The organism is Pseudomonas sp. GW822-FHT04H02, assembly GCF_058800645.1.
On the sequence record NZ_JBXAMM010000002.1, the window covers coordinates 304,066 to 318,554 of the forward strand.

Genomic DNA, 14,489 nt, shown 5'->3' on the forward strand with positions numbered 1-14,489 from the left:
GCGATCCGCGCAACGCGGTGTAGCAGGCGTATCGCTGCGCCGGCAAGCCAGCTCCTACGAGAGAAATACTCCCCCCCCCGATCTCAGGAATTCGCAGCAGTGCCGCGTCGCATCAGCAGAGGGTTCAAGACCCTCAGTGTTTGGGCTTTATCGTTAGCAATCAGCGGCTGCATCGGAACCGGAGGCATTGCCCCACAGGGCAAGACACTTCCCGCTAATACATTGGCCACGGATGAGGCGATAAAGAGCGCCGCGCAGGACGCCCACTGGCCCAGCGCCCAGTGGTGGCAGGCCTATGGCGACCCGCAACTGGACCGCTGGATCAGCCTTGCGCTGCAAGGCAGCCCGAGCCTGGCCATGGCCGCCGCCCGGGTGCGCCAGGCCAAGGCCCTGGCCGGCATCGCCGAGTCGGCCGAGTCGCTGCAGATCAAGGGTGACGCCACCCTCAAGCGCCACAACTGGCCCACCGATCAGTTCTACGGCCCCGGCGCCCTGTCCAACAGCACCACCTGGGACAACAACGCCGCCCTGGGCTTGAGTTATGCCCTGGACCTCTGGGGCCGGGAAAGCAACAGCACCGAGCGTGCCGTGGACCTGGCCCACATGAGCGTGGCCGAAGCCCGTCAGGCCCAGCTGGAACTGGTGAACAATGTGGTGCGCAGCTATATCCAGCTGTCCCTGCACTTCGCCCAGCGCGATATCGTCGCGGCCACCCTCAAGCAGCAGCAACAGATCCTCGAACTGGCGCAACGGCGCCTGGACGGCGGCATCGGCACCCATTTCGAAGTCAGCCAGGCCGAGGCGCCGTTGCCGGAAACCCATCGCCAACTGGACGCCCTGGACGAAGAAATCGCCCTGACCCGCAACCAATTGGCGGCCCTGGCCGGCAAGGGCCCGGGGGAGGGCGCGCAGTTGCAGCGGCCAAGCCTGTCCCTGGGCGCCGCGCTGAAACTGCCCTCGGTCCTGCCCGCCGAACTGCTGGGGCAGCGCCCGGACGTGGTCGCCAGCCGCTGGCAAGTGGCGGCCCAGGCTCGCGGTATCGATGTGGCTCACGCCGGCTTCTACCCCAACGTCGACCTGGTGGGCAGCATCGGCTTCATGGCCACCGGCGGTGGGGCCCTGGAGTTCCTCACCGGCAAGAAGCTCAACTACAACGTCGGCCCGGCCATCAGCCTGCCGATCTTCGACGGCGGGCGCCTGCGCTCGGAACTGGGTGAAGCCTCGGCCGGCTACGACATGGCCGTGGCCAGGTACAACCAGACCCTGGTGGATGCACTGAAAAGCATCTCCGACCAGTTGATCCGCCGCGAGTCCATGGACAAGCAGCAAGCCTTCGCCGCCGAGTCGGTGGCCGCTGCGCAGAAGACCTACGACATCGCCACCGTGGCCTTCCAGCGCGGCCTGACCGACTACCTGAATGTGCTCAACGCCCAGAGCCTGCTGTTCCATCAGCAGCAGGTGCAGCAGCAGGTGCAGGCCGCACGCCTGACGGTCCAGGCGGACCTGGTCACGGCCCTGGGCGGCGGGCTTGAAGCCGGCCGCGACGTCCCCGCGCAAGACCGCCTTGAGGCACCCAAGACCCCCGCGGCCCTGGCCGTGTTCGACCATTGAAGCAGGCACCCATGACTTCCTTGCCCGCACCTTTGCGCTGGCTGTACTCCCTTGAATGGCGCCGGGGTTTCTTCGACTGGGCGCGCAGCGACGGCGTGACCTGGGTCTATATCTTCAAGGTCCTGGCCGCCGCGTTCCTCACCCTGTGGCTGGCCATGCGCCTGGAGTTGCCGCAACCGCGCACGGCGATGATCACCGTGTTCATCGTCATGCAGCCGCAGAGCGGCCAGGTGTTCGCCAAGAGCTTCTACCGCTTTCTCGGTACCCTGGCGGGCTCGGCGGTGATGGTGGCGCTGATCGCCCTGTTCGCCCAGAACACCGAGCTGTTCCTCGGCTCGCTGGCGATCTGGGTCGGCATCTGCTCGGCCGGCGCGGCGCGCTACCGCAACTTTCGCGCCTACGGTTTCGTCCTCGCCGGCTACACCGCGGCCATGGTCGGCCTGCCGGCCCTGGCCCATCCGGAAGGGGCCTTCATGGCCGCGGTGTGGCGGGTACTGGAGATCTCCCTGGGGATTCTCTGCTCGACCCTGGTCAGCGCCGCGATCCTGCCCCAGACCGCCAGCGCCGCCATGCGCAACGCCTTGTACCAGCGCTTCGGGGTGTTCGCCCTGTTCGTCACCGACGGCCTGCGCGGGCGCAGCCAGCGCGACAGCTTCGAAAGCAGCAACGTGCGCTTTATCGCCGAGGCCGTGGGCCTGGAAGGGCTGCGCAGCGTCACCGTGTTCGAAGACCCGCACATGCGTCGGCGCAACGGCCGCCTGAGCCGCCTGAACAGCGAGTTCATGGGCATCACCACGCGCTTCAACGCCCTGCACCAGTTGCTCGAACGCCTGCGCAGCAGCGGCGCCGATCACGTGGTGGCGGCGATCAAGCCCGGCCTGCAGGACCTGGCGGAACTGCTGGACGGCTTCTCCGGCCGTGCCCTGACCAGCCCCGATGCGGCGCGCCTGGCCACGGCCCTGGCGGCCTACAAGGCCGAGCTGCCGGCGCGGGTGCGCAGCCTGCGCACGGCCTTCCAGGAGAGCGGCCCGAGCGACGCCGAGCAGCTGGATTTCCACACCGCCTACGAACTGCTCTACCGCTTTGTCGACGAGATGCACAGCTACGCCCAGACCCACGCGTCCCTGGCCGACCACAGCCACGAGCGCGAGCGCTGGGACGAGCCCTACACCCCGCAGACCAACTGGCTGGCCTGCGCCGCCTCGGGCATCCGCGCGGCCTTCGTGCTGGTGGTGCTGGGCAGCTACTGGGTGGCCACGGCCTGGCCCAGCGGCGCCACCATGACCCTGATCGCCGCCGCCACCATCGGCCTCTCGGCCGCCACGCCGAACCCCAAGCGCATGGCGTTCCAGATGGCCTGCGGGACTTTCATCGGCGCCCTGGTGGGCTTCGTGGAAATGTTCTTCGTGTTCCCCTGGATCGACGGCTTCCCGCTGCTGTGCCTGATGCTGGCGCCGGTGATCGTGCTCGGTTCGTTCCTTGCGTCCAGGCCCAAGTACGCCGGGGTCGGCCTGGGTTTGCTGATCTTCTTCAGCACCGGTTCGGTGCCGGACAACCTGACCATCTACAACCCCTACACCTTCATCAATGACTACATCGCCATGGTCATGGGCATGCTGGTCTGCGCGGCGGCCGGGGCGATCATCCTGCCGCCCAACAGCCGCTGGCTGTGGCGGCGCCTGGAGCAGGACCTGCGCGGCCAGGTGGTGTACGCCATCAGCGGCAAGCTCAAGGGCCTGGCGTCGAGCTTCGAGAGCCGTACCCGCGACCTGCTGCACCAGGCCTATGGCCTGGCGGTGGGCCAGCCCAAGGTGCAGAGCGAGCTGCTGCGCTGGATGTTCGTGGTGCTGGAAGTCGGCCACGCCATCATCGAGCTGCGCAAGGAGCAGGCGATCCTCCCGGTGCACCCGGCCTATGCCGAATCCCAGCCCTGGCGCCAGGCGATCCGGGTCATGGGCCGCTCCCTGGTGCGGCTGTTCCTGCAGCCCAGCCAGAGCAACCTGGAGCGCGGCCTGATCGCCGTGGACCACGCCATCAGCCGGGTCCAGGCCACCGACGAGCCCTTTGCCCCGCACTTCGACACCTCGGCCCTGCGCCGGGTCAAGAGCTACCTGCACTTCATCCGTACTTCATTGCTCGACCCGCAATCGCCGCTGGCGGCCTATGCCGTGGCCAAGCCAACGGCGCCTGCACCCCAAGGACTTGACCATGCCTCGTGAAATCGCCTTCCACGGCGTTTACATGCCCACCATGACCCTGATGTTCTTCATCGCCGCGGCCCTGGCCTGGGCCCTGGACCGGTTCATTTCCGGCTATGACCTGTATCGCTTCTTCTGGCACCCGGCGCTGCTGCGCCTGAGCCTGTTCTGCTGTCTGTTCGGCGCCATGGCGCTCACTGTCTACCGTTGAGACCCCCGCAATGAAAAAGTTTTTCAGCCTGCTCGCCACCCTGCTCGTGCTGGCCCTGGCCCTGTGGATCGGCCGTACCCTGTGGGAGCACTACATGTACACCCCCTGGACCCGTGACGGCCGGGTGCGCGCGGACATCATCAACGTCGCCGCCGATGTCACCGGCGAAGTGGTGGACGTGCCGGTCAAGGACAACCAGCTGGTGCGCAAGGGCGATCTGCTGATGCAGATCGACCCCGAGCACTACCAGATCGCGGTCAAGCAGGCGCAAGCGCTGGTGGCGTCGAAGAAGGCCACCTGGGAGATGCGCAAGGTCAATGCCCGGCGCCGCGCCGACATGGACAACCTGGTGATCTCCAAGGAAAACCGCGACGACGCCGGCAACATCGCCGACTCGGCCCTGGCCGACTACCAGCACGCCCAGGCCCAGCTGGAAGCGGCGCAACTCAACCTTGCACGCACCCAGGTGCGGGCGGCGGTGGATGGCTACGTCACCAACCTCAACGTGCACCGTGGCGACTACGCACGCATCGGCGAGGCGAAGATGGCGGTGGTCGACATGAACTCGTTCTGGGTCTACGGCTTCTTCGAGGAAACCAAGCTGCCCCACGTGCGCGTCGGGGATAAGGCCGACATGCAACTGATGAGCGGCGAAGTGCTCAAGGGCCATGTGGAAAGCATTTCCCGGGGCATCTACGACCGCGACAACCCGGAAAGCCGCGAACTGATCGCCGACGTCAACCCGACCTTCAACTGGGTGCGCCTGGCCCAGCGCGTACCGGTGCGCATCCACATCGATGAAGTGCCTGAAGGCGTCCTGCTGGCGGCCGGCATCACCTGCACCGTCATCGTCAACCCCGAGCCTTTGTAGGAGCTGGCTTGCCAGCGAAAGCGCCGGCATGGTCGATGCAAGGCTCGCGGGCCTCTTCGCCGGCAAGCCGGCTCCTACAGGGGGCGGTTATTTGTAGCTTTTGTCCATGATCGCCTGGGACTTCTTCGCCGCAGCTTCCAGGCCGTCGTTGACGTTGTTGATGGTGGCCACCAGCTTCGGGTTCTGCAGCACGTCGACACCGGGGTAACGCTGCTGGGCCAGGCGCGAGACGATGATGTACTGGGTCACCGCGTAATGCAGCTTGAACTGGCCGCTGTCCCGGGCCTTGGCGATGGCCGCTTTGACAAAGGCCTGGCGCTCGGCCGTGGTCATTCCCTGGAACAGGTCGGGGAGATCGAAATGGATCTCGGCCGAGAAAATCGCCACTTCTTCATCCCGCGCCTCGTCGTACATCACCTGCTTGCTGGTCACCCGCGCCTTCAGCTCGCCAAAGCGCTGTTCGCCTGCGGCCAGTTGCTCTGGGCTCATCTTGCCTTTCAGGGCATCCAACTGGCTGGTGTCTTCGGTGTTGTCGATAACCTTCAACCAGGCGTAGGCCTTTACCAGGTCGCCGGACTCTTCGGCGGCGTCGGCCAGGCTCTGCTGCGGTTCCGGGTTGCCGTGCAGCGCCGAGCGCTCCAGCCAGCGCAGGGCCAGGTCCCGGTCCTTGGGGATGTCCTTGTCGCCGAACCAGTAGGTGGCGTACATGCCGTACTCGGCGCACCAATCGTTCTGTGACGCCGAGTAGGCGATGTAGTTGAAGGACTCGCGGTCGCGCTCAGCCTTGGGCTTGTCCGTTTCCTGATCGGTGGTGGTGGACAGATAGCAGAAGGCCCGGGTGTAGTGCGGCGCGGCCATGGCGAAGCAGCTCTTGGCGTTCGCGTAGTCCTCGATCTCGTTCAGCTTGTAACCGGCGCCGTACAGCACATCCGCGTCCATGGCCGGGTTGCAGTACTCGTTGGCGCTGACCTTGGGCAAGACGCTGTCCAGCGTCAGCTTGGGCAGGGTGTCATTGAGTTCGGGGCGTTTCGGTTCGGTGTTTTGCGCAGGCGTGGAGGCGCAAGCCGCCAGCAAGACAGCCAATGCCAGTGGCAGCGCGTTGAACAATTTCAATGGATATTCCCTGATCGGCGAATGAAAAAAGACGCGCATGAAATCAGGCAGGGACGGCAAAGGAGGGGAGCGTGAGCAGTTCCGTGCTTGGGTGTCGGCGCCAGCGATTCCATGCTGCTTGAGCGCGGGCGCTCAAGACCGCGGATTCTACTGGGTTTGAGAGGACGCACAACCGAAACCGCAGCAGCTGTCTGGCTGCGGCTGCAAAAGCAGTTGCGCCTGCCGCTCCAGTTATGGCGTGCGCTTGGCCAGGAGGGTTTTGGCCTTGGCCACGCTGTCTTCCACGCTCAGGTCATCGTCCTCCAGCACGGCCTGCAGCGCCGGGTCTTGCCACAGGTCCACGGCCGGCCCGGTGCTTTGCACCAGGCGGGAAATCAAGGCGTAGGCCACCAGCTGGCCGCGGGTGTGGAACTTCGGGTAGCGGTCCTGCATGTCCACCAACTGGGCGACGAAAGCATGCTGTTGCTCAGGCGACATGCCCGCGAACACCTCCGGGTAGTCGTAGTAGATATCCCCTGTGCCCAGGAGGATGACGTTCTGGCGCAGCGCCTGCTCAAGATCCTGTTTGGAGGGGAGCTGGCTGAGCAGCCGGGTGTAGTGCTGCTCGCCTTCGGCCATCTGCTGAGGGCTCATCTTGCGTTTCAGCGCTTCGAGCGCTTGGGCGTCATCGAGGGTTCGGGCCCAGGCGTAGGCCAGCGGGAAATTGTCCTGTTCGCTGCTGCGCAGCATCTCCTGTTGCGAGTCCTCGTCGCCGTGCCGAGCGGCGCGTTCCAGCCAGGCCATGGCCAATGCCTTGTTCGCCGGCTGGTCCAGCTTGCCAAGGTTGTAGATGTCGTACAGGCCCGCTTCCGCGCAGGATTCATTGTGCTGGGCGGCGTAGGCGATGTAGTTGAAGGCTTCGCTTTTGTCATAGTCCTTCTGCCTGGAGCCGACAATCCCGCCCAGGATGCACAGGCTCATGGTGTCGCGGGGGGCGGCCATGATCAGGCAGCCGCGGGCCATTTGTATGGCCTTGCTCGCCAGCAAGGTACGGCTTGCGCCATGCAGCACCGCGTCCTCATTCATCAGGCGGATGCCGAGGCCGACCAGCCGTTCGCTGTCCATCTCCGGCGAGCAGTACGGGTTGGCCTCGACCTTGGGCAGGATCTGTTCCAGGCTCAGCTCCGGCAGGGTGGCATTGAGTTTTTCGTCCGGTGACGAGGCATGGCAGCCCAGCAGCAAGGCGAACAGGGTCAACGTCAGCGCACTACGATATTTCAATGGGGCAGATCCTTGATTGGCGAATGAACAAAGGCGCACTGCGCCACCGCTGTAGGAGCTGGCTTGCCAGCGAAGGTGGTCGCAAGATTTGCACTCGGCTCGCGGGCCTCTTCGCCGGCAAGCCGGCTCCTACGGGAGGCACGCGGTACACCCTGGATGGCTTGCGTGCGTGGGGGTCAGAGCCTGGCGCTCAGGCCGAAGCGCTTCATCAGTCCCTTCTCCAGCAGACCCTTGGGCAGCAGGTTGGCCAGCAGCGGCAGGGCGCGGCTGCCATTGCCCAGCCGTACCAGGCGTGGCGGATTGTCCTGCTGCACCGCCTTGAGCAAGCCGGCGGCGAATTCGCTGGCCGGGGTCGGCTTGTCCTGGGAGGCCTTGGCCCGGGAGCGGATGCCCTCGCGCAGCGGCCACCAGGGCGATTGTTCGTTGAGCAGCTGTTCGGCTTCATGCCCGGCATTCTTGGCGAAGCTCGAAGCAATGGCCCCGGGCTGCACTTCCATGACGCGGATGCCGAACGGCGACAGTTCCATGCGCAGGGCATCGCTCAAGGCGTGCACTGCGGCTTTCGAGGCGCAGTAGGCACCGGCAAACGGCGTCACCAGCACCCCGGACACACTGCCGATGTTCACCACCAGGCCGCGGCTGCGGCGCAGCACCGGGAACATCGCCCGAGTCACCCCGACCACCGAGAACACATTGGTTTCGAACTGGCGTTGCATCGCTTCCACGCCGCCATCGAGCAGCGGGCCCATGGCGCCGTAGCCGGCGTTGTTGATCAGCACATCCAGGCCGCCGTACTGCTGGTTGATCTCCTCGCCCAGGGCGCCCAGGGCCGGGCCGTCATTGACGTCCAGTTGCACGGCCTTGAAACCGGCCGCTTGCAGGGCAGAGACGTCCTCGGCCTTGCGGGCGGTGGCGAGCACGGTGAAACCGGCGCCCTTGAAGGTGTCCGCCAGGGCGCGGCCGATGCCGCTGGAACAACCGGTGATCAACGCTACGGGCATGGCGCGGTCCTTGTGCTGGGTGAGGGAGGGGGTGAATCAGTCGGAGAAACTACCCTGTAAACGCTCGGCGCGAAACTCCAGGGTTTGCGGGCGATAGCCGGGGCGCAGCGGCGGCAGGGGCAAGCAGTCCTGCCAGTTGGCGCCGGCCTGCAACTCGCCGGGGCCACGGTAGCGCGGGGCACTGTACTGGTTGTCGGCGAGGTTGACCGTATCCCCCGGGGCATAGGCGGCGACCCGCCAGCGCAATTCCACCAGGGGCACCTTGTTGCCGTTGTTCAGCTTGACCTGCAATGGACGGTCGGCGGGGCAGTGCTCCGGGGCGTAGCTCAGGCGCAGCTCCAGGCGCGCCAGTTGCTGGGCTTCGCGGTTGTCCAGCCAGACCACCCAGCAGGCCACCAGGGCCAGGCCGAACGCGGCAGCCAGGGACACGGGGAGGGCTTTGGCGGGGTAGCGCAGAAGCAGGATCAGCCAGGTAATGACCAGCAGAACGCCGATGAACATGACGCGAGCCTCGGGGAAAAGGAGGGGACATCCTACCTAAGCGTAGGTGGGGTTGGCGATGGAGGATGGCTGTTGTGACGTTATCCACAGGCCAGGTTTTGATGGGGGCGTTAGGGACAACAGAAGGTCTGTTAAAGCGGATTTATGCCGATAGTGGGCATCATGTGGTCCACTCTGGTGCCCGCCCGAGCAGGTGGCTGGCATGCTCCGGGGTCATCTATCCATTTCTGGAACACCTTTACCGGGACTGGAAAATGCTCAGGTTCTCAGGGCTGCAAACATCGAACGAGGCGAATGCTAGCTGAAGGGGTGGGCTCCGCTTTCGACTGTGAAGCGTGCTGGTGCCAAGGACGAGACGTGCCCGTGGTGGCGATCTATGAGGTGTATAATCTCCGGGCTTTGGCATCAATCATGGGGCGATGATGGACGTATCACTGCAGCAGATCTTGCAAACTGCACAGGTCAGCGATCTGAAGAAGCTGGGAACGTTTCTTGAGGTCAAACGCTTTGTCGAAACTCAGCTTCATTTGAAGTTAGGGGCAAATGGCTGGAGCTCCTTATCTTTGAAGTTAAAGCGCCTGAGTGCCCAGGCAGAAGAGGGGCGTGAATGCGCACGTGCACTCAGTGATGCGTTGCCCTATCCGGTTGTGCGCAATGAAGTTTCAAAAAGAATCGGCTTCAGGATGTGCGCCAGGAATGTTGCAGAACTTAGAGGCGCTTTGTCCCTGTTGTCGAAATGCGCTGCTCGTCCTGCGTTTGATCCTTATGAGCGTTTCGAAAAGAACAAGCTTAAAAACTTTGTCAGCAGTTCAAGACTGGAAGGCATAGACATACCGGTCTTCGACGAAAAAGCCTCGTTGGAAAAAATCCTGGCCAAGCATGGAAGACCGTTGAATGGATAAATACGACGCCTCTCATGATCATTACTGCTACCCCGCCTCCTCGGCGTGCCGCCATCCTGAACATTCCTAAACTCTCTTGGCCTGGACATAAACTGCGACGCCTTCGTCGTTGCTGTGTGTCGAACCCGGACTAGCCTTTGAGCGTCGCAGCACATTCAGCGACCGGGCTTGGTAACTCGTTCTGATACAGGCGCAACAGCGCCGCATTTCACTTGTGCAATGGCAGCTGTGCGTGGGAGGGGGCGTCCCTGCCGGGTTCCTGTATCTCCGGTCGACCAATCCGCGCACGGCTGCCACCCACAACAGGGCTGCGCATCTTCTGACGAAGATGGGTACGGCAGTGATCGATGAGGCGGGTTCTAGATGAAGGAGAGGGGACAGGCGTGCCGATCGTTCCCCCGCGTTTGAAGGGGAACGATTACGGGGCGTTTTAGTTCAGGTACTGACTGCCACGAATCCGCCGTCCCAACACGTCCAGCAGATCACAACCATCGCGCAACAGAATGGCGCTGGCGTGGGCGATCTGTGTCAGATCGGTGGCATCGGCGTGGCGGCTGTCCATGTGCACGATGCTTTCCATCAGTTGAGTCACCGCGAGGATGCGGTAGGCGGCGCTGGCATGCAGTTCGTCCAAAGGCGCGCGGGTGTCGATAAACAGGGTCGGAGTGGAGGATTCGTTGCTGGTTAGCGCGATACGGTCCGTCATGGTGTGTTGCTCCTGAAATAAATAGAGCTGCCACTTGATCGCCGTCAAACGAGTTGGGTGGCAACTGTACGCAGGTTGACGGACCGGTTTCAGGAACCCGGCGCATCCGAAGATGCCCCACGCACAGTCGCCATAAGACATTTTTGCGAGCGCAGAAGAGCGCAAGCAGAGTCGAGGAACTATGCGTCCTGAAAGTGTTACCGAGCCGTCAAACCCGATCACGAATGAGTCGTGACAGGCGCGAGGATAGGGAGCGAGAAGAGGGTGGTCAACCCGAGATGTGTAGCCTTAAACGACCTTTTGTATCCACAGATGGCTGTTGATCTGGCTTGCCGCTTGAAGCTTACGGCTGCCTCTACTGATCGCTGCTTCTTGTAGCCGCTGCCGCAGGCTGCGAACGACCGCGCAGCGGGCGCAGGGGGCTCAAGACCGCTGAAGGTCCTTCGGCCCTTTTCGCAGCCTGCGGCAGCGGCTACAAAAAAAATCCCCCTGTCCAAGCGCCTGCGGATAGGGGACGCAGGCGCCTGGAAGGGGGGTGAAAGGACTCGCTGACCACGGCTTTCTGCTTTTGCTCGCAGCTTGCCGCTTGAAGCCTGTCGCTGTTACTGGGCGATGGTCTTCACCGAGACGCCACGTTCCACCGGGGTGGAGCGGCCGTAGATATCCTCAAACCGCTCAATATCGTCCTCGCCCAAATAACTGCCCGATTGCACTTCGATGATCTCCAGCGGGATCTTGCCCGGGTTGCGCAGGCGGTGCACCGAGGCGATCGGGATGTAGGTGGACTGGTTCTCGGTGAGCAGGAACACGTTCTCGTCACAGGTGACTTCGGCGGTGCCGCTGACCACGATCCAGTGTTCGGCGCGGTGGTGGTGCATCTGCAGGGACAGGCAAGCCCCCGGCTTGACCGAGATGTGCTTGACCTGGAAACGCCCGCCCATGTCCACCGAGTCGTAGGAGCCCCACGGACGGTAGACCTCGCAGTGGTTCTGGGTTTCGCTGCGGCCCTGTTCGTTGAGGGTGTTGACCATCTGTTTCACCCCTTGGACCTTGTCCTTGTGGGCGATCATCATGGCGTCCTTGGTTTCCACAACGACGATGTTTTCAAGGCCGATCACCGATACCAGCTTGCCGTTGCCGTGGATCATGCAGTTGCGGCTGTCCTGGATCACCACATCGCCTTTGCTGACGTTGCCGTTGGCGTCTTTTTCATGCACGTCCCACAGCGACGACCAGCAGCCGACATCGCTCCAGCCAGCGCTCAGGGGCACCACGCAGGCGCGCTGGGTCTTCTCCATCACTGCGTAGTCGATGGAGTTGTCCGGGCAGCAGGCGAAGGTGGCTTCGTCGATGGTCACGGTGTCCGGGTCCTGCTGGCTGCGCTCCAGGGTCAAGAGGCAGGTGTCGTAGATGTCCGGGTCGTGTTTCTTCAGCTCTTCGAGGAAGCGGCTGGCGCGGAACAGGAACATGCCGCTGTTCCAGAAATAGCCGCCGGCCTGGACAAACTCGGTGGCGCGTTTTTCGTCGGGCTTTTCGACGAAGTGCGAGACCCGGCTGACCCCCTCCGGGAGCAGCGCATCGTTGGTGGACTTGATGTAGCCGTAGCCGGTTTCCGGCTTGGTGGCCGGGACCCCGAACAGCACCATTTCGCCACGCTCGGCGGCCACGGTGGCCAGGGCCAGGGCTCGTTGCAGGGCTTTCTGGTCGTCCAGGACGTGGTCGGCGGGCAGTACCAGCATCAGCTCGTCGCGGCCTTCGTTGACCAGCATCATCGCGGTCAGGGCCACGGCCGGGGCGGTGTTGCGGCCGAAGGGCTCCATGAGGATGCGCTGGGATTCGAGCTTACGGGCCGCCAGTTGCTCGTTGACGATAAAGCGGTGGTCCTTGTTGCAGACCACGATGGGGGTATCCATGCCTTCGAACACCAGGCGCTCCAGGGTCTGCTGGAACAAAGTGTGTTCGCCGGTCAGGGCGAGGAACTGCTTGGGGAATTGCTTGCGCGAAAGCGGCCAAAGACGTGAGCCGCTACCACCTGACAAGATCACCGGAATCATGTTGTTACTCCTTCAAACATCGTATGGGTTAGAGCTACTGCGTTCTGTCGTTTCACTCTTGTTTTTGTTGCGTGCCCGGATGCGCTGCCCACCTTCTGTAGGAGCCGGCTTGCCGGCGAAGGGGCCCGTGAGGACGCCTTCGCTGGCAAGCCAGCTCCTACGAGAGGCGGGGAGCAGCCTTCCGGAAATTCATTAGCGGGTGGAAACCGGGCGCTTGACCCAGACCGGCGACAGGTTGCTGCCGTTGCCGGTGACGTAGAGCACCGCTGCTTCGCCGCGCTCCAGGGCCACGGGCTTGAGGTCGCTGACCTTTTTCTCGCCGTCATACAGGGCGAAGCTGACCTTCACCGGGTTGATTTCGCGCTCGCCGCGGCCCTTGGCGGCCACGGCCTTGACCACATCGGTCTTGCCGTCGGCGGTCTTCAGGGTCAGGGCCTGGTCGCTGAGGTTCTGCACCCGCACCAGGGATTTCTGCTTGTTCTTGAACGGCGGTTCTTCGATCAGTTGCGGCTGGCCGCTGGCGTTGTTGACCAGGGTGTAATAGTGATCGGCGGCCAGTTTCACCGGCACGCTCTGGCTGCCCACCTTGGCGGTGTAGTCGCCGCCGGGCATGAAGCTGAAGTCGCTGCTGGCCAGGGGCGCGACGTCATTGACGTTGGTGCTGCCCACCGTGGCGCTGACTTCGCTGTTGCTGGCGTTGTACAGGCGCACGAAGGTCGAGCCCTTGGGCGCGGTGGGGCCGTACAGGGCGGCATCGCCACCGGCGAATACCGGAGCTGATAGCAGGCCCAGGCCCGCGGCCAATACGGCAGCTTTCAGGGATTTGGCAGCGAGACGACGAGGAGTAGTAGTGAAAGTCATGAGTGTTACCTCTTTTCAGTTTTGCGCCCGATCGGGCGTCTCGGATTTGTTGAGTGCAGCTACGTTCTGTTGGCGAGCACCGGCTTGCTTGAGCTCTGCGACCCACTGCGGGTCGGCGTCGCCGATTTCGTTGTTCACAGGCAGATAGCGTTCAGGGAATTCCCAGATCAGCACCTGGGGCGGGTTGTTCTTGAAGTCGTCGCTTTTCAGGTAGCTGAGCATCGGCAGGATCGGGCCGTGGCCGTCTTCGGCGTAGCTCAGCACGTCGCTGTGCAGGGCCTGTTTCAGGGCGCCGACGAAGTTCCAGCTGGGGTTGGCGCTGTAGCTGGTGCCCACCAGGGTCACCGGCACTTCGCGGTCGGCGAACAGCGCGTCGTCGGCGGCCGGCTGTTCATCGCTGGCCCGGGTCACGCGCTTTTGCAGGGGCTCTTCGGCCGGCATCAGGTTTTCGAACAGCGGGTCCAGGGGCAGGAAGCGGCGCAGGTCGCCCTTGTGTTCCACGGTCTCCTGGGTTTCGGTGACGAAGCGTTGTGGCTGACCGCTGAGCGGGGTCTTGGCGGCGATGGCCTGGGCTAACTGGCGGGCGACGACTTCGGCGCCGGCCGGGGTCCAGTGGGTGTCGGTGCGCAGGAACACTTGCTGGCCCTGTTGCTTGGCCTGTTGCAGGGGGCCAAGCAGGTCGGGGGCAAGGATCTTGTCGGCAGCGACCCGGGCGTGGAAGTCCTGGTAGAGGTTGGCGTGGATGCGCGCCGGGCGCACTTCGTCCATGTGTTCCGGGTACAGGCGCACCTTGGCCGGAACGATCGCCATCACCAGTTTCACCCCGTGCTCCTTGAGGGTCTGGCGCACGCCTTCCACCAGGGCGTAATTGCCCTGCAGATTGAGCTCCTCGTTGACCACCGGGTTGAACTCTTCATCGCTGTACAGCCACTGGTCACGGCCCAGCACCACTCCCGGGCGCCCTTCGTTGAACAGCTTGAAGTCCAGGGCGGCCCAGAGGTTGGTGCCCAGGCGCTTGATCGGAAACTGGTCGTCGTAGTGGGTTTCCACCGCCTTGGCCCAGCGCCCGTTGAGCACGGTGGCATCGTTGTTGGTACTGAAACCGAAGAAGCTGCGCGCCGACCACAACCCCAGCACCAGCAGGGTCAGCAGGAACAGGGCGATGTAGAACACACGTAATGAGCGGGTCATGGGCAGATC

Annotated in this window: 13 protein-coding genes; 5 read left to right on the forward strand and 8 right to left on the reverse strand. The window is 63.7% G+C overall.

What is annotated here, in order from left to right:
- Window positions 1-99: 99 nt before the first annotated feature.
- From AC1RMG_RS08100 to AC1RMG_RS08115, 4 genes are read left to right on the forward strand one after another with little or no spacing between them, the layout of a single operon-like run.
- Window positions 100-1,611 (forward strand): efflux transporter outer membrane subunit, encoded by a 1,512-nt coding sequence (locus AC1RMG_RS08100; protein ID WP_493168903.1) that lies wholly within the window; start codon window positions 100-102, stop codon window positions 1,609-1,611.
- A gap of 11 nt (window positions 1,612-1,622) precedes the next feature.
- Window positions 1,623-3,830 carry an FUSC family protein gene (locus tag AC1RMG_RS08105; protein WP_019094736.1) on the forward strand — a complete coding sequence of 736 codons (2,208 nt, stop codon included), beginning with the start codon at window positions 1,623-1,625 and terminating at the stop codon, window positions 3,828-3,830.
- Window positions 3,820-4,020, forward strand: a complete 201-nt coding sequence (locus AC1RMG_RS08110) for a DUF1656 domain-containing protein (RefSeq protein ID WP_007930063.1) — start codon at window positions 3,820-3,822, stop codon at window positions 4,018-4,020. Before AC1RMG_RS08105 ends, AC1RMG_RS08110 begins: the two co-directional genes overlap by 11 nt.
- 10 nt (window positions 4,021-4,030) lie before the next feature.
- Window positions 4,031-4,891 (forward strand): efflux RND transporter periplasmic adaptor subunit, encoded by an 861-nt coding sequence (locus AC1RMG_RS08115; protein ID WP_011059359.1) that lies wholly within the window; start codon window positions 4,031-4,033, stop codon window positions 4,889-4,891.
- 87 nt (window positions 4,892-4,978) lie between these two features.
- Here the strand turns inward: AC1RMG_RS08115 and AC1RMG_RS08120 are convergent, their stop codons facing one another.
- From AC1RMG_RS08120 to AC1RMG_RS08135, 4 genes are all read right to left on the reverse strand, one after another.
- The gene (locus AC1RMG_RS08120; protein WP_259652357.1) at window positions 4,979-6,004 is read right to left on the reverse strand and encodes an SEL1-like repeat protein; all 1,026 of its coding nucleotides are present in this window, start codon (window positions 6,002-6,004) and stop codon (window positions 4,979-4,981) included.
- A 231-nt stretch (window positions 6,005-6,235) separates the two neighbouring features.
- Window positions 6,236-7,264, reverse strand: coding sequence for a sel1 repeat family protein (locus tag AC1RMG_RS08125; RefSeq protein WP_493168905.1), 1,029 nt, complete (start codon window positions 7,262-7,264; stop codon window positions 6,236-6,238).
- 176 nt (window positions 7,265-7,440) lie between these two features.
- Window positions 7,441-8,265: an SDR family oxidoreductase gene (locus AC1RMG_RS08130; protein WP_015634228.1), complete on the reverse strand. Its 825-nt coding sequence runs from the start codon at window positions 8,263-8,265 to the stop codon at window positions 7,441-7,443.
- A 36-nt stretch (window positions 8,266-8,301) separates the two neighbouring features.
- Window positions 8,302-8,766: a hypothetical protein gene (locus AC1RMG_RS08135; protein WP_015634229.1), complete on the reverse strand. Its 465-nt coding sequence runs from the start codon at window positions 8,764-8,766 to the stop codon at window positions 8,302-8,304.
- Between the two features lie 422 nt (window positions 8,767-9,188).
- Here AC1RMG_RS08135 and AC1RMG_RS08140 point away from each other — a divergent pair, with 422 nt between their 5' ends.
- Window positions 9,189-9,668, forward strand: coding sequence for a YhfG family protein (locus AC1RMG_RS08140; protein ID WP_174395334.1), 480 nt, complete (start codon window positions 9,189-9,191; stop codon window positions 9,666-9,668).
- A gap of 430 nt (window positions 9,669-10,098) precedes the next feature.
- Here the strand turns inward: AC1RMG_RS08140 and AC1RMG_RS08145 are convergent, their stop codons facing one another.
- The 4 genes from AC1RMG_RS08145 to AC1RMG_RS08160 form a co-directional block, all read right to left on the reverse strand.
- Window positions 10,099-10,374: a hypothetical protein gene (locus tag AC1RMG_RS08145; RefSeq protein ID WP_015634231.1), complete on the reverse strand. Its 276-nt coding sequence runs from the start codon at window positions 10,372-10,374 to the stop codon at window positions 10,099-10,101.
- A gap of 602 nt (window positions 10,375-10,976) precedes the next feature.
- Window positions 10,977-12,428, reverse strand: coding sequence for a mannose-1-phosphate guanylyltransferase/mannose-6-phosphate isomerase (locus tag AC1RMG_RS08150; protein WP_493168908.1), 1,452 nt, complete (start codon window positions 12,426-12,428; stop codon window positions 10,977-10,979).
- Window positions 12,429-12,620: 192 nt separating this feature from the next.
- Window positions 12,621-13,289: an alginate O-acetyltransferase AlgF gene (locus AC1RMG_RS08155; protein WP_011059367.1), complete on the reverse strand. Its 669-nt coding sequence runs from the start codon at window positions 13,287-13,289 to the stop codon at window positions 12,621-12,623.
- A gap of 15 nt (window positions 13,290-13,304) precedes the next feature.
- Window positions 13,305-14,480: an alginate O-acetyltransferase gene (locus AC1RMG_RS08160; protein WP_493168910.1), complete on the reverse strand. Its 1,176-nt coding sequence runs from the start codon at window positions 14,478-14,480 to the stop codon at window positions 13,305-13,307.
- Between the last annotated feature and the right edge of the window lie 9 nt (window positions 14,481-14,489).